We start from the raw sequence: 22770 nt of genomic DNA on the forward strand, positions 1-22770 counted from the left end.
TTCACGTTGAACATCATATGAATGGCCAAAAAGCATATGGAAACCGAAGTGAGAGTTAGTACTTTCAACATTGGTCGTGGTCCCAAGATGCTATTTTTTCAGGGTAAGTACACGCGATGAGGGGGACAAGTTTTAAAAATCACGAATTAAGAATGACGAAAAAAGGACTATATCTACAAGAGTATGAGAAAGATGCCTGCGGAATTGGTTTTATCGCCAATATCAAAGACAGAGCAACACACAAAACCGTAACCGATGGATTGTTAATGCTCAAGAATATGGAGCATAGGGGAGGCGTAGCTGCTGACGGTGAAACGGGTGATGGCGCGGGCATAATGACTCAAATTCCTTGGGATTTTTTTAGACAAGAAGGTAAAGAAGAGCGTGTTTTTTTGAGTGAAAAAGGTGGGTATGGCGTAGGAATGATGTTTCTACCCAAAGAGCCTAAAGCTTCAGTAGCCTGCTTAGAAATTGTTAAAGGAGCATTAGAAGAACTTAGTCTTCACCTGAAGTGGATTAGGAAAGTGCCCGTAAATAGTGACTGCTTGGGTTTGGTGGCTTTTGCCAATGAGCCAGAAGCTTTCCAGATTTTTGTTACGGGGAGTCAAATGCTACGTAGCGAACTAGAAAGAAAGCTTTTTGTCGCCAGAAAAGTGATTGAAAATAGAGTGGCTCAAAAAGTGGAAACACCAGATTTCTATTTCACTTCTTTTTCAACATACACCATTGTATATAAAGGCGAATTGCGAACCTGGCAGCTGGAGGAATATTACCCCGATTTGACCAATCCTGCTTTCAAATCATCTTTTGCTATTTCTCATTCACGATATTCTACCAATACTTTTCCCGAATGGAAATTGGCTCAGCCCTTCCGTTTTATTGCCCATAATGGCGAAATCAATACGATTAAAGGCAATATCAATAAAATGCTTTCCAGAGAAGCACTGTTGGAAATCACGGGCTATTCTAAAGCCGAAATTGAAGCACTTCTGCCGGTTTGTAATCATAAATATTCTGATTCAGCCAATCTTGATTTCGCAGTGGAACTATTGGTTCGTGGCGGACGCAGAATCGAAGAAGTTATGTCTATGTTGGTGCCGCCAGCTTGGATGAGCGCTTCTTTGAGTGAAGAAATTAAAGCGTTTTATCAGTTCCACGCTACGTTTATGGAACCTTGGGATGGCCCAGCGGCCTTGTGTTTTACCGATGGTAGAAAAATTGGCGCTTGTATCGATAGAAACGGTTTGCGCCCAACGCGATATAGCGTAACCAAAGATAATTACGTGGTATTCGCATCGGAAGCTGGCGTTCTTCCTCTTGAGCCAGAAACTGTGATTTACCGCGGAAAATTAGAGCCGGGTAAAATGCTGTTGATCGATTTGAATCGAAAGAAATTATACCGTGACTCTGAAATTAAACCTCGTTTGGCCAAAAGAAGACCTTATGGCGAATGGATCGAAAGACATTTAATCAAAGGAAAAGACTTTTTTGAACCGAATTTAGATCGTTGGGGAAAGGTAAATCAGGAAGAATTGCTTCAGTCTCAACTAACTTTTGGTTATTCTAAAGAGGATTTGAAATTTATACTGAATCCTTTGGCGAAAAAAGCTTCTGAACCTGTGGGTTCCATGGGAAATGACAGTGCTTTGGCCATTTTCGCGAAGCGAAATCCACACATTTCAAACTATTTTAAACAGGCTTTTGCTCAAGTGAGTAACCCTGCCATTGATCCTATTCGTGAGAAAGCGGTGATGTCGCTCGGCTTGTATTTAGGAGCTCAGCAAAATCCTCTAGCAAAGAAAGAAGGACACGCCCGAAAGATATATTTAGATCAGCCTGTTTTAAAACCAAGCGAACTTTCTCAACTCAAAACCATTAAGTCTTATGGTTTCAAATCGGATGTAATTCGTACGGTTTATATGTCTGATTTCGAAGATTTAAAAACTGCCTTAGCAAGAATTTGTAACGAGGCTGAAGCTTTGGTAAGATCGGGCGTAAACCTGCTTATTCTAACCAATAAAACTACTTATGATGATTTTGTGCCCATTCCATCACTATTGGTGACCGGTGCGGTTCATAATCATCTTTTGGCGGCAAAATTAAGAGCAAAGGCGAGCCTTATTGTAGAAGCTGGCGATGTGGTTGAAACGCATCATTTTGCAACACTGATTGGTTATGGCGCAAGTGCGGTTTGCCCTTATTTGGCCTTCCAATCTATCATTCAGTCCAATCCAGAGGCTAATAATTCTGAGTTGCAGCATGAATTGATTGATGGCTACATAAATGGAATCGGTTATGGCTTGAGAAAGATCCTTTCCAAAATGGGGATTTCCACTTTGCAGAGTTATGAAAGTGCTCAGATTTTCGAAATTGTTGGGTTAGATGAAGAAGTAACCAATACTTGTTTTACAGGTACACCAACCCGAATTTCTGGAAAGGGCTTTGATATTTTAGAACAGGAAATGCTAGCCAACCACAAATTGGCTTTAGAGCAGGATGAGTTCAAGCAATTGCCCGATGGTGGTATTTATCAATGGAGAGTAGAAGGAGAAAAGCACCTTTTCAACCCCCAAACGATTCATCTTTTACAGAAATCTACCAGAAGTGGTGATTTCGAGCTTTTCAAAAAATACACCGAAGTAATTAACAATCAAGCCAACGAAAATATAACCCTTCGCAGCTTGTTCAACTTCAAACCCGGCAATGCCATTCCTTTGGAAGAAGTAGAACCGATTGAAAACATCACCAAACGCTTTAGCACGGGAGCGATGTCCTTTGGTTCAATTTCCGAAGAAGCTCACACAACCATTGCCAAAGCCATGAATTTGATTGGTGGAAAATCGAATAGTGGAGAAGGAGGAGAAGATGCAGAGCGATATACAGCTGGACCTGATGGTCTTTTAGCGCGTTCGGCAATTAAGCAAGTGGCATCTGGCCGATTTGGAGTTACTACGCATTATTTGATGAATGCGGATGAAATTCAGATCAAAGTGGCGCAAGGTGCAAAACCCGGAGAAGGAGGGCAGTTGCCTGGTTTAAAAGTGGATGAAAACATCGCAAGAATTCGCCACAGTACGCCAGGTGTAACTTTAATTTCTCCACCGCCTCACCACGATATTTACTCCATTGAGGATTTAGCTCAATTGATCTACGATTTAAAAAACACCAATCCCGATGCCGATATCAATGTGAAATTGGTAGCGGAATCTGGCGTAGGAACCATCGCGGCTGGAGTAGCAAAGGCCAATGCCGATGCTATTCTGATTTCGGGTCACGATGGAGGAACAGGAGCTTCTCCTTTAAGTTCTATTCACCACGCTGGTATTCCTTGGGAAATTGGTTTGGCTGAAGCTCATCAGACTTTGCTTAAAAACAACCTGAGAAATAGGGTTCGCTTGCAAACGGATGGACAAATCAGAACGGCCAGAGACTTGGCCATTGCAGCCATTTTGGGAGCAGAAGAATGGGGAGTAGCCACGGCAGTTTTAGTGGTAGAAGGCTGTTTAATGATGCGCAAATGCCATTTGAATACTTGCCCAGTAGGAATTGCAACCCAGAATCCTGACTTGAGAAGAATGTTTACAGGAAGAGTTGAAGACATTGTCAACTTCTTCAATTTCATGGCTATGGAACTGCGTGAAATCATGGCTGAATTGGGTGTTCGAACTGTAAATGAATTGGTTGGCAGAACAGATTTACTTGCCTTCGACCGATCAAAAGCTACTGAAAGAGCTGGTAGCATTGATTTGAGCCCGATTCTTTATAATGAATTTGAAGGTCGTAAAAAGCCACTATGTAAAACTGAAGATCAAGATCATCATTTAGAAAATGTATTGGATCGTCAGCTAATCGATATGAGTCAGGTGACTATTGAGCATGGTCAAAAGAGCCAATTCTCAATGGAAATCAATAATCAAAATAGAACAACAGGAGCAATGCTTTCTGGAGTAATTGCCAAAAAATATGGTCCTCAGGGATTACCAGAAGATTCTCTTCAATTCGAATTCAATGGTGCTGCAGGCCAAAGCTTCGGTGCATTCTTAGCACATGGCGTTTCTTTTGAATTACATGGCGAGGCAAACGACTATGTTGGAAAAGGCTTGTCAGGCGGAAAAATCGCGGTTTGCCAACCTGTCAATAGCAATACAATTGCTGCCGAAAGTGTAATCATTGGTAATGTGGCACTTTATGGAGCTACTTCAGGAAAACTCTTCGTGAATGGAATTGCAGGGGAACGCTTCGCAGTAAGAAATTCTGGTGCTCATGCTGTGGTGGAAGGCTTAGGAGACCACGGTTGCGAGTATATGACAGGTGGAAAAGTAGTAGTGTTGGGAGAAGTAGGGAAAAACTTTGCTGCAGGAATGAGCGGAGGAGTGGCCTACATTTATGCGAAAGGATTCGACTTGAAAGATAAGTGTAATCTGGAATTGATTGAGTTTGACGATATGTCTGATCAGGACTTCAATTACCTCTATAGCACTTTAGAGCAGCATATTGCTCAAACTTCCAGCGTAAAGGGTATCAACTTGATCAGCAACTGGCAGATCGAAAAACACAATTTTGTAAAAGTGATTCCAACAGAATATAAAAGAGTTTTGGAATCTAGAAATTTAGAAAGGGTAACAGTGTAATGGGCGATATTAAAGGATTTTTAAAACATAATCGAGCATCTAAAACCTATAAAAAACCAACGGAAAGAGTAGCAGATTTCAATGAGTTTGTAGAGCCATGGAACAAGTCGACCTATGAGGAGCAAGCTTCTAGGTGTATGGATTGTGGCATTCCGTTTTGCCATCAAGGTTGCCCATTAGGTAATAAAATACCAGATTTTAACGATGCTGTATATCAAAACAACTGGAAACAAGCATTCCATATTCTAAAGTCTACCAATAACTTTCCTGAGTTTACGGGCCGTATTTGCCCTGCACCTTGCGAAGCTTCTTGTGTTTTAGGTTTGAACAATGAAGCCGTAAATATTGAGCATATAGAACGCGAAATTATTGAAACCGCTTTTCAGGAAGGGTGGGAAGCTCCACACCCAATAGTGCCCAAAACAAACAAACGCGTAGCGGTTATTGGTTCGGGGCCTGCTGGTTTGGCCGCAGCTGACGAGTTGGTTAAAAAAGGACACGAAGTGGTTGTTTTCGAAAAGGATCAAAAGCCTGGTGGTTTGCTTCGCTATGGAATCCCTGATTTTAAGCTTTCCAAAAAAGTAGTAGAAAGAAGGATAAACTTAATGAAGGCTTCAGGGGTGATTTTTGAAACGGGAGTTAATGTGGGCTCAGATGTAACGGCAGACGATCTGAACGAGATATTCGATGCTGTAGTACTTTGTACCGGTTCAACCGTACCAAGAGATTTACCAATCGAAGGAAGAGATTTGAAGGGCGTTGATTATGCGATGAATTTTCTGACACAACAGAACAAATTGGTGAGCGGAGAAATAGGGGAGCTGCCCAATGAATACAATGCCAATGGAAAACATGTACTGGTTATTGGCGGGGGAGATACAGGAGCAGACTGTGTTGGAACGTCAAATAGACAAGGCGCGAAAAGTGTAATTCAAATTGAGTTGATGGATAAGCCGCCATTGGCAAGGGCTGACCATAATCCATGGCCGGAATGGCCAATGATTTTGCAAACTTCAACTTCGCATGAAGAAGGTGTAGATCGTAAATGGGCTTTACTTACGGAAAGATTTATTGGCGAGCGAGGCCGATTAAAAGGAGTAGAGGTAGTAGAAATTGAATGGGAAAATAAAGCACAATTCAAGTTTAAAAAGATAGAAGGCACCGAACGTATTTTGCCTTGCGATATGGCTTTATTGGCCATTGGTTTTCAATATACCGACCCAACTGGCTTAGTTGAGCAGTTAAAATTGGATTTGGATGCCAGAGGAAATATCAAAACCAAAGATTTCCAGACCAGTTCGCCAAAGGTATTTGCTGCCGGAGACAACCGCAGAGGACAGTCGCTAGTGGTTTGGGCCATAGCCGAAGGAAGGAAGGCCGCAAAGATGGTAGATCAACATTTGGCTGAAATTTAAGGATTTACAAAATTTTGATTCTGAAACCAGCATTTAAAGCTTATATTTGCAAAAGTATTGGCTGAAAGCTTTTCGGCTTACGATTTAAAACCTGTTGTTGTTACAACTGAATCAATCTTTAGGCAATTCCTTTAAGTATTACCCAATTATTTGTTTAGAAGCAATAACTGCAGTTACGCCAATGCATGTGGTGTATTTATTTTATCTATCATTTTAAATTATCGAATGGGAAAATCACAGGAGACGTTCAACAAGAAAGAGAAAGAGAAGAAACGCCTTAAAAAAAGGCAAGACAAACAGCAGAAGAAGGAAGAAAGAAAGGCCAATTCTGAAGGCGGAGGTTTGGAAAATATGATGGCCTACGTAGATGAATTTGGTAATATTACGGACACTCCACCAGACCCAAATCGAAAGAAGAAAGAAGTAAAAGCCAGTAGCATTGAAATTGGCGTTCCAAAAAGATTGGAAGAAGAAGATGAGAAGGTTAAGAAGGGAAAAGTTTCTTACTTCGATGAATCTAAAGGCTACGGTTTTATCATTGAAACAGATACGCAAGAGAAGTTCTTTGTCCATATTAGTGGTTTAGTAGACAAAGTTGGCGAAGGCGATAAAGTAACTTTTGAAGTAGAACAAGGCCTTAAAGGATTGAATGCCGTAAGGGTTAAGAAAATCTAACTTCAAACGTTTAAAAAATTGTAGAGAGCTGGTTTTAACCAGCTTTTTTTATGCTCAAAAGTTTATCGGCATTTAATTCCACAGCGATGAGGCAAACGTTCCATAGTTTCTAAGGATTTTAAAGGTAAAATGAGCCTATTTTCAGCTAAAATGGCTTTTGGGTTTATGGCATAGGTTTTTCATAAAAGAGAGAAAAACCTTAAGACCATGAAAAATACATTCAACTCATTTATACTTATGCTTGGCGTAGCAATGGCTATTGTTGCGTGTTCTCAAGCAAAAGAAAAAACAGAATCAGAATTAGATAACGCTTACGAATCTACTCCAAAAGATAGACCAGCCATGAACGATGCAGAGATGGTGACTGTAGATTTAATGAGCAAAAGCGATAGCGATTTAGCGGGTGAAGCTACTTTTACCTCAGTTAATGATTCAACTGTGAAATTAGAAGTGAAACTAGAGAACATTAAACCAGGAGAACATGCCGTTCATTTGCATGAAAAAGGTGATTGTTCTGCAGCAGATGGTTCTTCAGCAGGTGGACACTGGAATCCGTTTGGCGTTGAACACGGAAATCGCAAAACTGACGATACTTTCCATAAAGGAGATATAGGAAACCTTTTAGTAGGTAATGATAGTACAGGTACAATGACCCTTGAGGTTGGAGGCTGGACAATCGGAGGCCCAGATAGCACAAATGTGTTAAACAAAGCTGTAATTGTTCATGCTGGAGCTGATGATTTTACATCACAACCTTCGGGTGCCGCAGGTTCCAGAATTGGCTGTGGTGTAATTGCTTCCAACTAATACTCTTCCCAAGACATTTTATTCTAAATTGAGGTTGTCCCTTCGGTTATTTACTAGCTGAGGGGACTTTTTTTAGGGAAATGTTGAAGTGTGGATAGTCTTTAAAACAGAGGATTTAATCATTATTAAACCGTACTAAAATTCTTCTTCTAATATTTCAAGTTGAATGAGATGTTGTAGACGTTGATTAAGAGTGATTAATTCATCAATTCGATTTGATTTTTCTTGACCAAGGACATCTGGATTATTCAACTTTATGGCAGTTCCAGCCATACAACCATTATCATCCCTTTTTCTGCTCCCAATTCCGAATAGTCAATATCTGTTGCAATAACAGCGTTTCCTCCAGCATCTAGGGCTTTTTTTCTTAACTGGGCAAAGCACATATCTTCTCCGTGCTTTAACTTTTTATTATTTATTATGACGACCAGATTGGGCTCCAAACAAGTCTGTAAAAGATGAGGTGAATTCTGAAATTACACCAGTACCAGTTGTCGATTGCCCTGTGACCATATCCAGAATATTGTAATCCCAATTCAATGGCGAATGCGTTGAAATAACGGGTATAGTGTGAATTAACTTCTTAACTCTTTTTGTGATTTCATTCTTTTCATCAAATAACTTTGATTGATAAGTAACTAGTAAATCTTTGCTGCATTTAGTGCAATATCCATCTGATTTATGCTGGTGGTACTCATTTATGATTTTTGTTTTGGAAGAGTCTAAAAGTTTAGTGCTGGACATAAGACCAATTTCAATTCAGCTTTACAGTTGGGGCAATTTGTTATTTCATTCATTGATTAAATATTAATAGATGTGACAACAGATGTGAATATTAATAATTTACTGCTATTTAAAATAGAATATTTTGAATAGGTATTTAGGTGTTAAGGAATGTTAGATTAAGCTATTTTGAAATATTCCCAGAGTAAAAACTGTATTATTCCTGAGTTAAGTTTTAGGTTTTTTGAAAAAAACATGGCCCTTTGCCGAACCTTTTGGCTTCAATTACGACTACATGATAAGTTTCTTTTTCAATGGCCTACGTGTATTTACTTTTTTGGTCGTCACATACACGAACCGACATTGATTAAGGTGTCTAATTAAACAACAAAACAACAAGTCAAAAACATGCGAAAGATTACGCTTAGTTTCATGGCCTTGCTATGTTCAATAGCAGTTTTTAGCCAAGAAAAATTCACACTGAACGGGTACATTCGAGATGCCGCCAATGGCGAAGAGCTTATTGGGGTGAATGTTCTCGTGGAAGAACTCAGCAATGGAGTGGTTTCCAATAGTTATGGGTTCTATTCTGTTACTCTGCCTCCGGGCAATTACACCATTCACTATAGCTTTATTGGATTTGAAACCATTGTAAAGGAAATCAAACTGGATAAAGATGTGGCTCTTAATGTTTCTCTAACGGAAGAATCTTTGGAGTTGGAGGAAGTTGTGGTGACAGGAGAGAGCCCCAAAGCAAATGTTACCAGTATTCAAATGAGTAGAAATGATTTGAATATTGAACAAGTTAAGAAGCTTCCTGCGCTGTTTGGAGAGCCCGACATTATCAAAACCATTCAGTTATTGCCTGGCGTAATTTCTGCGGGCGAAGGAACTTCTAGCTTTTACGTAAGGGGAGGAAGTGCCGATCAGAATTTGATTCTGATCGATGAAGCTCCTGTTTATGATCCTTCTCACTTGTTCGGTCTTTTCTCTGTATTCAATGCAGATATATTAAAGGATAGTGAGCTTTATAAAGGTGGTATTCCAGCCAGATTTGGAGGAAGACTTTCTTCGATTTTAGATGTAAGAACCCGAGATGGAAATAACAAGGAGTTTGAAGGAGAAGCCGGAATTGGACTTTTGGCAAGTAGCATTTCTGTAGAAGGGCCAATCAAGAAAGATGAAAGTTCGTTTATCGTTTCGGCCAGAAGATCTTATGTCGATTTATTTCTGAAAGCTGCTGATCAAGATAATTTAGTCTATTTCTATGATGTAAATGCCAAACTGAACTGGAGGGCCAACAATAACAACCGTTTCTTCCTTTCATTATATGCGGGTAGAGACGATTTCAGTTTTGGAGACGATTTTGGTTTCGATTGGGGAAATAAAACTGCCACTTTCCGTTGGAATCACCTGTTCAGCGATAAGCTCTTCTCCAATACTTCATTAATTGCCTCTAGTTTCGATTATGGTTTGGGTTCTCCCGATCCAGCGCAAGGTTTTGAATGGGATTCGAGCTTGCAGGAATATTCAGTGAAAAACGATTTGAACTACTTCTTCAATCCTCAGTTCGAACTGGATTTTGGTTATCATATCACTTACAGAAGGTTCAATCCAGGTAAAATCACACCAGGTGCCGAATCTATTTTCTCTGAATCCGAATTGGATAAGGCCTACGCTTTAGACCACTCTTTGTATATCGATGCACAGCATAAGATTTCGGAGCGTTTCACCTTTAATTACGGTGCGCGTTTGAGCGTATTCCAGAACATTGGTAAAGGAAATGTTTATTTATATGAAGACCCAAAGGACAATTCGAACCCAAAAAGAACAGATACGCTGAGCTTTGGCAGTTTCGAAAACATCAAAACTTACATCAATATAGAGCCTCGTTTGTCTATGCGCTATATGTTGAGTGATTTGAGCTCGTTGAAGTTCAGTTACAACAGAATGGTGCAAAACACGCATTTGATTTCGAGCGGAACAGTGCCGTTACCTTTCAATACTTGGGCACCAAGTGGCTATTATTTAAAGCCTCAATTGGCCGATCAGGTGGCGATGGGTTATTTCAGAAACTTCAACGATAATACTTATGAGTTTTCTGTGGAAGCTTATTACAAGAAGATGCAAGATGTAACGGACTTTGCCGATAACGCTCAAATTTTCTTTAATGACGATTTGACCACAGAATACAGACAAGGCGAAGCCAAAGGATATGGTGTTGAATTCTATTTGCAAAAGAAGAAGGGAAAACTGACGGGATTTGCCGGCTATACGCTTTCGAAGGCTGAAAGAACCATTGAAGGAGTAAACCTAAGCAAAACGTTCTTAGCCAATTACGATCGTAGACACAGCTTCAACATGTTGGCAACTTACGATTACAGCGATAAATGGACTTTCGGTGGAAGCTTTACTTACGGAACAGGTAAACCCACAACGCTACCTTCAGGATCGTATCAATATGGCGATGGCTATGTGGTAGATGTAATTTCCGAAAGAAACGGTTATAGATTGCCTGCTTTCCACCGCTTGGATTTAAGTGCGACTTTAACCCCAAAAAGCAACAAATATAAAAAATGGCAAACTTCGTGGGTGTTTGCGCTTTATAATGCCTACAGTAGAAAAAATCCATTCTCTTTATCAACTCGCGTGACTCAAGATGATGACGGAAACATTATTGGCGATGGCACTCAGAAAGAGGCTCGCATGATCTATCTGTTCCCAGTTTTACCTTCAGTTACCTATAATATCAAGTTTTAATTCAGAAGAAATCATCGATGAAATCTATATATAAATATCTTATTCTATTGTTGGGCTTCGGGTTTGTAGCCTGCCAAGAAACCGTAATCATAGATCCTGAAACCAGCGAACCCAGGCTTGTTGTTGAAGGTCTTGTGACCACAGATGCAAACCTAAATTATGTTCGTTTGTCTAAATCCCGAGGCTTTTATGAGTCAGGGCCAGCCAATGCAGTTACCAATGCTTATGTAACTGTAAAGGACGATCAAGGCAGGGAAGTAAAATACGTTCATAATCCTTATGATAATCCAGATTTGGAAGGCTACTATTTACCCGAAACTGCTTATGCAGGCGTGGTTGGCAGAACATATACTTTGAGTGTTGAATCTGATGGAACTACCTACTCTGCTCAGGAAACGCTTTTTCCTGTCACCAAAATTGATTCATTGAAAGTAGAGTTGAATGAAGATGAAATGGAAGATCCAGAAGATGAAGGAAGGTTTTATGAAGTACTTTTCTATGCTTCTGAACCTCAAGATAGAGAAGACTATTATTTGTTCAAATTTTATCGAAATGGCGAATTGATGAAGGACACCGACACCGATATCTACTTTGCTGATGATGAAATTTTGGGAGAAAAAATCGATGACTTACCTATCGCTGGCTATTATGCGATTGACGATGTGGTGAAGGTTGAAATGTATAGCATTTCTCGTCAGGGTTTTCTTTACTATAGTGATTTATCGAACCTTCTGAACAACGATGGTGGAATGTTTAGTCCGCCACCGGCCAATCCAAGAACCAACCTTTCCAACGGGGCAATGGGCTATTTTCAAGTCAGTGCGCTCGAAAGGGATGAGATTGTGGTATCACCTCCAGAAGATTAAAGTTAAAGCATGAAAAAAGCCCCAAATTCTAAGAATCTGGGGCTTTTTAATATGAATAACAAAGACTAGAAATTCGAATTACAGGTGGTTATGCTTTTTAAACCACTTAAATATGCTTCGTTTTGATCGGTATTCAGGCCTATATTCGTAGAGCCTAAAATTTCATTTTCCATTGGGCCAGAATACTTAAAGTGAATTTTAACACTGCCATCAAAATTCACCAAAGAATTGTAAGTAACGGCCGTGCTGTTATCAAGCGATTCCAGAACGGTAACACTTTTTCCTACACCATTTTCTTCTTTTAAAGTATTAAGGAACGTAGCTACTTCGCCATCGTCATCTAAACTCCCAAAATGAAGGTGAACTGGGTGTTGAGCTCCTTTCAAAACATTGTTTAATGTAATCTCGATTTGAGCTTTCCCATCCGTTCTTTCTCTAATCAGCAATTCTCCAGTTGTGGTGTTGCCTTCAACTGTTCCCGGTATCATTTCTAACTTCACTTCGTTTCCTGTAAACTCAGAAACTTCGTTTTTAGAATCTTCGCAGCTATAAATTAGAAGACAAGCAAGCAGAAGTGAAAAGGTGATTTTAAGCTTTGTCATGGGAATGTGGATTACATTATGTGTTCAACGACCTATGTTTCTTTTTGGTGCCAAAATGTATCGATTATTTTATGACTCGGAAAATCCTATGGCTTTTCGTGCCCTTTGCAATACATCTCTGGCAATTACTCTGGCCTTTTCTTCACCAACTTCGAGTTTCTTGTTTAGCTCATCGAGGTTTTCCATATAGTAATTAAAAATCTCCCGCTCTTTGGCGTATTTCTCTACGATAACCTCGTAAAGCTCCTGCTTTGCGTGGCCATAACCATAGTTTCCTCCTTCGTATTTCTTTCTCATTTCTTGAGTTTGTTCTTCCGAAGCAAGTAGAGAATACAAGGCAAAGACATTATCTCCTTCAGGATTTTTAGGTTCTTCTAAAGGAGTACTATCGGTTACAATTTGCATGATGTTCTTTCTCAACTTTTTGTCAGGTTGAAAAATATCAATGGTATTGCCATACGATTTGCTCATTTTTTGGCCATCTGTTCCGGGAATCGTCATGATTTTCTCATCAATCTTCGATTCTGGAATCACGAAAGTTTCTCCAAATTGATTGTTGAAAGCACTGGCCATGTCCCGGGTCATTTCCAGATGTTGTTTTTGGTCTTTACCTACAGGAACAATATTGGCATCGTAAAGTAGAATATCGCAGGCCATAAGCACAGGATAAGTGAACAAGCCAGCATTTACATCAGAAAGTCTGTCGGATTTATCCTTGAAAGAATGCGCATTGGCCAACATCGGAAAAGGAGTGAGGCAATTCAAGTACCAGGTCAGTTCGCAAACCTCAGGTACTCTCGATTGACGGTAGAAGGTGTTTTTGTCTGTATCAAACCCAAATGCCATCCAAGCAGCAGCTACTGCATTGGTGTTGTCAATGCGGGTTTGAGGATCTTTTATAGTGGTAAGTGAGTGTAAATCAGCGATAAAAAAGAAGGATTCGTTTTTAGGGTCCTTCGAAAGTTCAATTGCAGGAATAATAGCCCCGAGCAAGTTGCCCAAATGAGGTTTTCCCGAACTTTGAATTCCTGTTAAAATTCTTGCCATGAATAATGATTTTGTCACAAATAAATCACTAATGGTTGGTCCATTCAAGAACTGCCTTGTTATTTTTGGCTTTGGTTATACAATTTTCACACATTGTTTCGTGAGTACGATATGCAGAGATTGAAATACATTGTTCTTCTACTACTTTCCTTTTACAAAATTTCGGCCCAAGAAGTTGAGCCTGTAGACCTTGGTGTTTTTGAAGGAGAGATTAAAACGCTAAAGGGTGAATTGGAATGGCAAAATTCCTCGAGCGATACTTTATTGTTAAGCTTTTGGACGGCTAATAAAGCTTTGAGTTTTGGAGAAGAAGCGATAACGGCTTTGCCCGATCAGCGCATAAGAATTCCTTATTCTGTAATACCCGGAGAACTCTCTGGTAAGTTTAGAATCGCGGCTAAAATACTCAATAGCAATGATGTAGTACTTCAAGAGTATTTGTTTATAGGTAGGGTTCTCAGTCCTGTTGAAGATGTTTTTGTGGCTTACAGAAATGAGTTTTGGCCTTTTAGAGCGAGAAATCAAGTGTTCAATTTGAAGGCTGGATTTATGGGAGATCGGCTCAGTGATGAATTCACGCTTTATAATTTTGGCGGAAAGACTATTGATTTAGACACTGTTTCAATCTCACCTTATTATCAAGTTTTCTTTGAACCTAATATCGTTCCGCATGGCGAATTCACCAGAATGCGATTGACTTTGTTGAGCGATACCACTCTTGCTCCGGGTTTTGTTAGAGAGGTGGTTAGCATTAAGGATGAGCAGGATTCTACCATTTTCTCAATTCCTGTACAATTTTCTCTAGAATATCCACCTGCAGACCATACGCAAGGCAACTCGCCATTTTTTGTGACTAGCGATTGGGATCATGATTTTAAGGTGATGGAAGTAGGAGAGAAAGATAGTGTGGAAATTAAACTTTCTAATGCGGGATCGGCTCCTTTAAAAATGGAAAGAATTCAGAGCAACTGCAGCTGTTTGAATTACACTATCGATAAAGCCGAGCTAAAAAGTGGCGAATCTGCTACACTTAAAGTGGTTTTCGATGCTACTGGCCGACTAGGGTATGAGCGAAAAACTTTAGCGATTTTCTCGAACGATCCTAGGCGACCAACAGCAGTAATAACCTTTAAAGCGCATGTGAAATAGACTAGCGCTTTTCGGTAATTTTATTAAAAATATCTTTTAGCTTGTCATCTTTTGAAACACCTTCTTTAATTCCATTGATCAAGTAATTAGGAGGAGTTTCGCCACTTTCAATCTTATTCACATAGTCGGTGAACATCTGCTGAACATCACTACGATTATCAACTTTATCCGAATATTTTAGAAGTGCTTTGAAGTCGTTAATTAGGCTTTCAAGGTCTTTGTCAAGAGAAGACTTTTTAGGCACAACTTGAGAAGTAGCCACAACGCTATCTCTCATTTGAATGCAAGTGTTGTATTCATCAACAATAGTCTCTAAGTCGTTTTTTGTGTAAACTTTATCTTCTATCTTTTGAGTAACATTCTCACAATCCTCCAAAAAGCCGATCATATATTTTTTAAAACCAAAAATTCCTGGAACTTCCATCGATGTACCGTCCATTTTTTGCAAAACAGGGTAAGCAAAATCATGAAGTCTATCGTTGTTTGAGTATTTATACAGGCTCAAATATCCACTTTTCACCAATAACCCAAACTGATATGTGGTACCCACTTTTAATGGTTTCACAACTCCTTCATCTGCTAGGTAAATACTTCTGATATCGAACATGTCGATACGTTCTTTACCTTCACCGTTTTTGATTTGCACATAAGGCGGCAACTTGCCGTTTGGGAGTAAGGAAATTTCTCCCGAAAGTGTATCGCCATGAACTTTTATTAGATAGTCCTGTGCAAACGTGTTGACTGAAATAAAGGAGAAGAAGAAAATGAAAAGGAGTTGTTTCATAAATGTTTGATTCGTTTTTGAAATCTCTAATTCTAACAGGTTATAAATCACGAATGTAATCCTAATAAATTATTTAATCTATACAATTCATGGCTTCTGATGGAAGCAGTCAATTCAATTTGTGTATTTTAACGGTGAAATCCTGATTTAAATATGGGTGAATTTTTAATTACAGACGACTCGGTTCAAAATAAGCTTTCCAAAGAGGAAATGCTGGATAATAGAGATTTTACCAAGATTAAGAACCGTGCCGACTTAGAAAGAATACTGAACGAAAAAGGAAGAGATTACTCTCAGGCCTTGTATAATGTGGAATATGAAGAGCAGTTGGAAAAGCTGCAGGTTGAATTGGTTAAGCTTCAACACTGGATTGCTGAAACCAAACAACGTGTTGCCATACTTTTTGAAGGAAGAGATGCCGCAGGAAAAGGCGGTACCATCAAGCGTTTTATAGAGCACTTAAACCCAAGAAGCATGCGAGTGGTGGCCTTGAACAAACCCACTGACCTAGAAATGGGACAATGGTACTTTAGGCGCTACATCAAAGAATTGCCTTATGCTGGCGAAATGGTGTTTTTCGATAGAAGTTGGTACAATCGTGCAGTGGTAGAACCGGTTATGGGCTTCTGTAGCGATGATCAATATCAGCGTTTTATGCGCCAAGTTCCAGAATTTGAGCATATGCTTTTTGAAGATGGTGTTCATATCATCAAGTTTTGGTTTTCCATAGGAAAGGAAGAGCAAGACCGAAGGTTTAATGATCGCAGAGCCAACCCTTTGAAGCAATGGAAATTAAGCCCGGTAGATGAAAAAGGACAAGAAATGTGGGAAAGGTATACCTATTATAAAGAACAGATGTTTGCCCGAACCCATACCAGTTTTAGCCCTTGGGTAATTGTGAAAACCAATACCAAAAAGCAGGCAAGGTTAGAAAGTATTAGGCATGTACTTTCAAAGTTTGAATACCCAGGGAAGGAGGAAGCTGACACGGTTGTTTTACCAGATCCCAATGTAGTTATGAGGTTCCACCGTTCTATTTATAGCTTAATTTAATGGCTGATTTAAAATACAATTTCTCGGATAAGGATCTGAAATTACTCAATAGCAAAAAGGCTTTAAAGCTTATGCTTCAGCAGGGCGATAACTTCAATCCTGAAAAGGTTTTGAGGTATGTGAAATATGAAAAGCGCTTAGAGCAGTTTCAGGTTGAATTGATTAAACTTCAGAATTGGGTAATCAACGAAAATAAACGTTTGTGCTTCATTTTCGAAGGTCGCGATTCTGCTGGTAAAGGTGGTGCTATTCGAAGGGTAACTCACCATTTAAACCCTAGAAATTATAGGGTTATAGCGCTTCCTAAACCTTCGGAACAAGAACAAGGTCAGTGGTATTTTCAGCGATATATTACACGTTTACCCAATCCTGGTGAAATTGTTTTCTTCGATAGAAGCTGGTACAACAGGGCAGTTGTAGAACCCGTAAATGGTTTTTGTACTGAAGATGAATACAATCGCTTTATGCAAGAGGTAAACCCTTTTGAAAGCATGATTACCAATGATGGAATCATTTTACTTAAGTTCTATTTTTCGATTACTAAGAAGGAACAAGCCAGTCGTTTTGAAGACATCATGGAGAATCCACTGAAGAGATGGAAAATGTCTCCTGTAGATGAACAAGCGCAAGGACTTTGGGATTCTTACACCACTTACAAACAGAAGATGTTTGAGGTTACCAACACGGAAGCCAACCCATGGATTATTCTCAAAGCGAATAAAAAGACGGATGCCAGAATTCAAGTGATTTGCCATATTTTGGAAAAAGTGCCTTATAAGTAGCGAAAGGGTAGAGAATGTGAGGTTTTGGCTTCTATCTTTGCGAAAGATTACCCTTCAATTCTTTTAGAGATAAAAACTCTACCTTATGAGCAAGCTGATAAAAACTATCTTAAAGCCCGAAGAGGCTTTTCAAGAAACGCTTTGTAAAGAAACCATTCTTAAAAAAGCTGGTGTTCGCGATGCTGAAGTTAGGCTGCTTAAACGCTCCATCGATGCCCGTTCTCGAAATATAAAAGTCAACATTGAGGCAGAGGTTTATATCAATGAAAAGGTACCTGCAACCATAAATTACCAAAGGGATTACCCTAATGTTCATAATGCTGAACCCGTGATTATTGTGGGGTTTGGGCCTGCGGGAATGTTTGCGGCTTTGCGATTGATTGAATTGGGCTACAAACCTATTGTTCTGGAAAGAGGTAGCGATGTTCAAAAAAGGAGAAGAGATTTAGCTGCAATCAATAAAGATCACAAGGTCAACCCTGAATCAAATTATTGTTTTGGTGAAGGTGGAGCAGGCACTTACTCTGATGGTAAGCTTTATACAAGGTCGAAGAAGAGGGGTGATATTTTGCGTTCTTTGGAAATTTTGGTGGCGCATGGGGCTACCGATCAGATTCTTGTTGATTCACATCCACATATTGGTACCAATAAACTCCCCAAAGTAGTTCAAGAAATCAGAGAAAGCATTTTGCAAGCCGGTGGTGAAATCCATTTCGATACAAAGGTTTCGGATTTCATTATTCAAAACGATGCAATGAAGGGCGTAATCTTAGCCGATGGTTCTAAGGTGGATGGTTTAGGAGTGATTCTGGCCACTGGTCATTCAGCAAGAGATATTTTTTATTTGCTCAACAATAAGAACGTATTTATTGAAGCCAAACCGTTTGCATTGGGCGTTCGAATTGAGCATCCACAAGCGCTGATTGATCAAATCCAATACCATTGTGAAACAGATCGCGGGCCATATCTGCCAGCTTCGTCTTATGCTCTTGTTCATCAAACCTTTTTTGATGGTAAGCAGCGTGGCGTTTTTAGTTTCTGTATGTGCCCAGGAGGATTTATTGTTCCCGCGGCTACAGCGCCTGGAGAAGTGGTTGTGAATGGCATGAGCCCGTCTAGAAGAGATTCTGTTTACGCCAACTCGGGAATTGTTACTGCCATTGAACTAGAAGATTTAGCGGATTATCAGCAACATGGAGCTTTGGCAGGCATGGAGTTTCAGGCAGAAATTGAAAGGTTGGCTTGTGAAATAGCTGGTGGAAATCAAACTGCACCAGCCCAGCGCATGGTGGATTTCACCAACAACAAAGTTTCTAATCAGTTGAATAGCACTTCTTATCAGCCTGGTTTGCTTTCGGTGGATATGAGAGAAGTATTGCCAGAGTCGGTGAGTTATCGCTTAAGAACCGCCTTTAAGGCTTTTGGTAAGAAGATGAAGGGCTATTACACTAACGAAGCTCAAATTGTAGGAGTTGAAAGTAGAACATCTTCACCCGTAAGAATCCCTAGAGATAAGGATAGTTTGGAGCATCCTCAAATAAAAGGACTTTTCCCTTGTGGAGAAGGAGCAGGTTATGCGGGAGGTATCATTTCGGCCGCTATGGATGGAGAAAAATGCGCTGAAAAACTTGTTGAGAGCTTAAAGTTTAGGACGAAATAAGAAGGGAAATTACATCTCCTTCATGGCTTTTACGGCTTGAATCATTCCGTCAGCCATATCTTTTTCTTCTTGGCTTTCTGTTAGACCCTTTGCTTTTTCCAACAGATTTAGAGCTTCATCAAAGTCACCCAAAAGCGCTTTGTTATAGCCTAGCAAACTGGTGGACTCGAAATGTGTTGGATCAAGGGCGACAGCTTGAGTTAATAGGTCTGCAGCAAATTGGATCATAGCTTCATCTTCTTGACCTTCAATGATTTCTAAGGCATTATTAAACAAGAACTCTAATCGAGTGTCATCACCAACAACAGTGTTATTCAAATAGCTCTTTACTTCAAACTGATACTTGTCGAATTCTTGTCTTTCTTGAAAGTAAATTTTCTTAGTAATGAAAGCCGCTTCAGGTAGTTCAATTTCAGGTAAAAACTGAGGTAAAACATCAGTAATCAGTTGATACAAGAGTTTTTGGTTTCCGTAACGAACCGCCAATTGCAGATTATCATTGAAAATCGCTTTAAAATAATCCTGATATTCTTCTAGTCCGTGAGCTTCTACCAGAGCATCTTTATTCGCAGATATCAACAGGTAATTAGGCGTGGTTAATTGATTTTCGAAACGGCTGGCCAACCATAGGTTTTCAACTTGATCAATATAATTTTGAAGGGTGAGAGTCGATAGATATTCTTTGGCCAAAGGCGCTGCTTTTTCATGGTCAACAGATTCCAATACTCCGATCAACTCCAGTTTTTCATCATCGGTGATTGTGCCATTTTCGTACTTATCCTTCAAAAGAGGAAGCTTTGAATTTACATTGATTGCTTGATTTGCGTATGCCAAAAGTGTAGGAGAGGGCACATAGCCGCTAATGGTTTGAATACTCTCCATTTCTTTATTCAAAAAGAACATGGCAGGAAAACCTTCAACTTTCAGCCTTTCATTGAGAACGATGCCATAACCTTTTTCTCCATCGAACTTAACGTTAATAAACTGCTGGTTGAAAAGGTCAATCACTTCAGGATTGGTGAAAACCTCGCGATCCATTTGTTTACAATAGCCGCACCAAGTAGCATAAGCTTCAGCAAAAATTAGTTTGTCTTCTACGCGGGCTGTTTCCACTATTGCATCCCAATCTGCTTCAGTTTTAACTTCTTGAAAAGCCAGATTTTTTTGCCCGAAAACTAAACAAGAATAGAAACTGGCTAGTAATAATAGTGGAACTCTCATAGACATTTTGCATGTTCGGAATCTATAACGCAATAAATCCCATATTCGCATTTCGAAGGTAAAGTTAGAGGTTTTAGTTCCAACCCCATTGTTAATATTAGTTAAGTGAAAAAAACGGTAATCATAGGGAGCAATCCCAAATCAAATAACTACGCTTTTAAGGCAGCTTCTATGCTACAAGAACGTAATCATGAGTTTATTCCTATAGGAATTAGTGAAGGAGAAGTGCTGGGCGAAACCATTCTGAATATATATGACAAACCCAAGATTGAAGGGGTAGATACGGTAACACTTTATATCAACCCAAGCCGACAAAAAGAGTGGTACGATTACCTCCTTTCTTTAATGCCAAAGCGCATTATATTCAATCCTGGGACTGAAAATCAGGAGTTTATAGAATTAGCGGAAAAAGAAGGTATTGAGTGCGTTCAGGCTTGTACTTTAGTTATGCTTTCCGTGGGCAATTTTTAAGTTATTTTGCCTATATTCGTGCTTTATTTGAGGGCGGTCTTGTACCCATCTTGGCTTGAACATTCAAACCCGACCGTCACCTCTTTTTTAATAGTTTAGATTCACATGAGCGAAGACAAAGAGAAGAAGAATAAAGAGTATTCAGCTGGTAATATTCAGGTTTTAGAAGGTTTAGAAGCCGTAAGAAAACGTCCGGCCATGTACATTGGTGATATTGGTATCAAAGGCCTTCACCATATGATTTGGGAGGTTGTTGATAACTCTATTGATGAAGCTTTAGCTGGTTATTGCGATACCATTTCTGTTACTATCGAAGAGGATAATTCCATTACAGTTACCGATAATGGTCGAGGTATTCCTACTGATTATCACGAAAAGGAAAAACGTTCTGCATTGGAGGTTGTAATGACCGTACTTCACGCAGGAGGTAAGTTCGATAAAGACACATACAAAGTGTCTGGTGGTCTTCACGGAGTAGGGGTTTCCTGTGTGAATGCACTTTCATCTCTTTTGCATGTAACGGTAGAACGAAACGGTTCTGAATATCAGCAAGAATATTCTCGCGGGGTTCCAAAATACCCTGTAAAAGAAACTGGTAAATCTGATAGACACGGAACCACCGTGCATTTTAAGCCAGATGATCAGATTTTTACCTCTTTGGTTTACAAATACGAAACTGTTGCTTCTCGATTGAGAGAATTGTCTTACCTAAATGCCGGTATCACCATCACTTTGGTTGATAAAAGAGAGCAAGGTGAAGACGGAGAATTCTTAGGAGAAGTATTCCATTCTGATGGTGGTTTAAAGGAATTTGTAAGCTTCTTGGATGAAACTCGAGAAAGTTTGATCGAGGAGCCTATTTACATAGAAAGTGAAAAGTCTGAAGTGCCAGTTCAAGTGGCCATGAGCTACAATTCTTCTTACTCTGAAAATGTGGTTTCTTATGTAAACAACATTAACACGATTGAAGGTGGAACTCACGTTTCTGGATTCAGAAGAGCTTTAACAAGAACTTTAAAGTCTTATGCCGACAAATCAGGTTTGTTGGATAAGGTTAAGGTTGATATCAACGGAGATGACTTTAGAGAAGGTCTAACAGCTGTTATTTCGGTTAAAGTGGCCGAGCCTCAATTTGAGGGACAAACCAAAACCAAATTAGGTAATGGAGATGTAATGGGAGCTGTAGAATCTGCGGTGAGCGAAACACTTCAGTATTACCTAGAAGAGCATCCAAAAGCTGCTAAATCTATTGTTCAAAAGGTGGTTTTGGCAGCGCAGGCGCGTCATGCGGCAAGAAAAGCGCGTGAAATGGTGCAGCGTAAAAACGTGCTTTCTGGAACGGGACTTCCTGGTAAATTGGCAGACTGTTCAGAGAAAGACCCTGCGGTTTGTGAACTGTATCTTGTGGAAGGGGATTCTGCAGGTGGTTCTGCAAAGCAAGGTCGTGATAGAAACTTCCAAGCGATTCTTCCCTTAAGAGGTAAAATTCTTAACGTAGAGAAAGCACAAGAGCATAAAATCTACGATAACGATGAAATCAAAAACATCATTACCGCTTTAGGTGTTTCTTTCGGTACGGAAGATGACGACAAAGCGCTTAATATGACTAAGCTTCGTTATCACAAAATTGTAATCATGACGGATGCCGATATTGACGGAAGCCACATCAGAACTTTGATTCTGACTTTCTTCTTCCGCTACATGCGTCCGCTTATCGATAACGGATATTTATATATCGCTCTTCCTCCTTTGTATTTGTTGAAGAAAGGAAAGGATCAGCGTTATTGCTGGGATGAACAGCAAAGAGCGATTCTAACCAAGGAAATGGTTGGTGATTCTGGAAAAGAAGATGCCGTAAACGTTCAGCGATACAAAGGTTTGGGTGAAATGAACCCTGAGCAGTTGTGGGAAACTACAATGGATCCTGAAACAAGAAGCATGAAGCGCGTAACTGTTGAATCTGCCGCTGAGGCCGATCACCTGTTCTCAATGCTTATGGGAGATGAAGTTGCTCCGCGAAGAGACTTTATTGAAAGGAATGCAAAATACGCTAAGGTTGATATTTAAAACCAGCTTAACATCATAGTAAAAAAGGGTTCCTATTTTAGCTGAACCCTTTTTTAT

The 22770-nt window shown here is 39.7% G+C and carries 18 protein-coding genes; 12 read left to right on the forward strand and 6 right to left on the reverse strand.

The window, feature by feature from the left end:
• Positions 1-152 precede the first annotated feature (152 nt).
• From gltB to ACXACJ_RS07200, 4 genes are all read left to right on the forward strand, one after another.
• Positions 153-4631 (forward strand): glutamate synthase large subunit, encoded by a 4479-nt coding sequence (gltB, locus tag ACXACJ_RS07185; RefSeq protein ID WP_475133668.1) that lies wholly within the window; start codon positions 153-155, stop codon positions 4629-4631.
• On the forward strand, positions 4631-6046 hold the full coding sequence (locus ACXACJ_RS07190) for a glutamate synthase subunit beta (RefSeq protein ID WP_475133669.1): 1416 nt from the start codon (positions 4631-4633) through the stop codon (positions 6044-6046). The genes gltB and ACXACJ_RS07190 overlap by 1 nt, the downstream gene beginning before the upstream one ends.
• 225 nt (positions 6047-6271) lie before the next feature.
• Positions 6272-6721, forward strand: a complete 450-nt coding sequence (locus ACXACJ_RS07195; RefSeq protein ID WP_475133670.1) for a cold-shock protein — start codon at positions 6272-6274, stop codon at positions 6719-6721.
• Between the two features lie 207 nt (positions 6722-6928).
• Complete coding sequence (locus ACXACJ_RS07200) at positions 6929-7528, forward strand: superoxide dismutase family protein (RefSeq protein ID WP_475133671.1); 600 nt, start codon at positions 6929-6931, stop codon at positions 7526-7528.
• A gap of 254 nt (positions 7529-7782) precedes the next feature.
• Here the strand turns inward: ACXACJ_RS07200 and ACXACJ_RS07205 are convergent, their stop codons facing one another.
• Together ACXACJ_RS07205 and ACXACJ_RS07210 are read right to left on the reverse strand one after the other, a co-directional pair.
• Entirely contained in the window at positions 7783-7971 is a 189-nt protein-coding gene (locus ACXACJ_RS07205) for a heavy metal-binding domain-containing protein (protein WP_475133672.1), read from the reverse strand.
• Positions 7940-8272, reverse strand: coding sequence for a hypothetical protein (locus ACXACJ_RS07210; protein WP_475135094.1), 333 nt, complete (start codon positions 8270-8272; stop codon positions 7940-7942). The genes ACXACJ_RS07205 and ACXACJ_RS07210 overlap by 32 nt, the downstream gene beginning before the upstream one ends.
• Positions 8273-8659: 387 nt before the next feature.
• Here ACXACJ_RS07210 and ACXACJ_RS07215 point away from each other — a divergent pair, with 387 nt between their 5' ends.
• Both ACXACJ_RS07215 and ACXACJ_RS07220 read left to right on the forward strand, forming a co-directional pair.
• Positions 8660-11011 carry a TonB-dependent receptor gene (locus ACXACJ_RS07215; protein WP_475133673.1) on the forward strand — a complete coding sequence of 784 codons (2352 nt, stop codon included), beginning with the start codon at positions 8660-8662 and terminating at the stop codon, positions 11009-11011.
• A 17-nt stretch (positions 11012-11028) separates the two neighbouring features.
• A complete protein-coding gene (locus tag ACXACJ_RS07220) occupies positions 11029-11877 on the forward strand; it encodes a DUF4249 domain-containing protein (RefSeq protein ID WP_475133674.1) in 849 nt (282 codons plus the stop codon).
• Positions 11878-11942: 65 nt separating this feature from the next.
• Here ACXACJ_RS07220 and ACXACJ_RS07225 read toward each other — a convergent pair whose 3' ends face one another.
• Together ACXACJ_RS07225 and trpS are read right to left on the reverse strand one after the other, a co-directional pair.
• Positions 11943-12479, reverse strand: coding sequence for a hypothetical protein (locus tag ACXACJ_RS07225; RefSeq protein WP_475133675.1), 537 nt, complete (start codon positions 12477-12479; stop codon positions 11943-11945).
• Positions 12480-12548: 69 nt separating this feature from the next.
• Positions 12549-13526 carry a tryptophan--tRNA ligase gene (gene trpS, locus ACXACJ_RS07230; protein ID WP_475133676.1) on the reverse strand — a complete coding sequence of 326 codons (978 nt, stop codon included), beginning with the start codon at positions 13524-13526 and terminating at the stop codon, positions 12549-12551.
• 111 nt (positions 13527-13637) lie between these two features.
• Here trpS and ACXACJ_RS07235 point away from each other — a divergent pair, with 111 nt between their 5' ends.
• Positions 13638-14675 carry a DUF1573 domain-containing protein gene (locus tag ACXACJ_RS07235; RefSeq protein WP_475133677.1) on the forward strand — a complete coding sequence of 346 codons (1038 nt, stop codon included), beginning with the start codon at positions 13638-13640 and terminating at the stop codon, positions 14673-14675.
• A 1-nt stretch (position 14676) separates the two neighbouring features.
• Here ACXACJ_RS07235 and ACXACJ_RS07240 read toward each other — a convergent pair whose 3' ends face one another.
• Entirely contained in the window at positions 14677-15459 is a 783-nt protein-coding gene (locus ACXACJ_RS07240) for a hypothetical protein (RefSeq protein WP_475133678.1), read from the reverse strand.
• A gap of 153 nt (positions 15460-15612) precedes the next feature.
• Between ACXACJ_RS07240 and ppk2 (ACXACJ_RS07245) the strand changes: the two genes are divergently transcribed.
• The 3 genes from ppk2 (ACXACJ_RS07245) to ACXACJ_RS07255 all read left to right on the forward strand — a co-directional run bounded on the left by ppk2 (ACXACJ_RS07245) (position 15613) and on the right by ACXACJ_RS07255 (position 18954).
• Positions 15613-16512, forward strand: coding sequence for a polyphosphate kinase 2 (ppk2, locus tag ACXACJ_RS07245; RefSeq protein ID WP_475133679.1), 900 nt, complete (start codon positions 15613-15615; stop codon positions 16510-16512).
• A complete protein-coding gene (gene ppk2, locus ACXACJ_RS07250) occupies positions 16512-17294 on the forward strand; it encodes a polyphosphate kinase 2 (RefSeq protein WP_475133680.1) in 783 nt (260 codons plus the stop codon). Before ppk2 (ACXACJ_RS07245) ends, ppk2 (ACXACJ_RS07250) begins: the two co-directional genes overlap by 1 nt.
• Before the next feature lie 85 nt (positions 17295-17379).
• Positions 17380-18954, forward strand: coding sequence for an NAD(P)/FAD-dependent oxidoreductase (locus ACXACJ_RS07255; RefSeq protein WP_475133681.1), 1575 nt, complete (start codon positions 17380-17382; stop codon positions 18952-18954).
• Between the two features lie 9 nt (positions 18955-18963).
• Here ACXACJ_RS07255 and ACXACJ_RS07260 read toward each other — a convergent pair whose 3' ends face one another.
• A complete protein-coding gene (locus ACXACJ_RS07260; RefSeq protein ID WP_475133682.1) occupies positions 18964-20175 on the reverse strand; it encodes a thioredoxin fold domain-containing protein in 1212 nt (403 codons plus the stop codon).
• 105 nt (positions 20176-20280) lie between these two features.
• Between ACXACJ_RS07260 and ACXACJ_RS07265 the strand changes: the two genes are divergently transcribed.
• On the forward strand, positions 20281-20646 hold the full coding sequence (locus ACXACJ_RS07265; RefSeq protein WP_475133683.1) for a CoA-binding protein: 366 nt from the start codon (positions 20281-20283) through the stop codon (positions 20644-20646).
• Positions 20647-20751: 105 nt separating this feature from the next.
• Entirely contained in the window at positions 20752-22713 is a 1962-nt protein-coding gene (gene gyrB / locus ACXACJ_RS07270; RefSeq protein WP_475133684.1) for a DNA topoisomerase (ATP-hydrolyzing) subunit B, read from the forward strand.
• Positions 22714-22770 lie beyond the last annotated feature (57 nt).

Source organism: Roseivirga sp. AWQ4_251 (assembly GCF_056158225.1).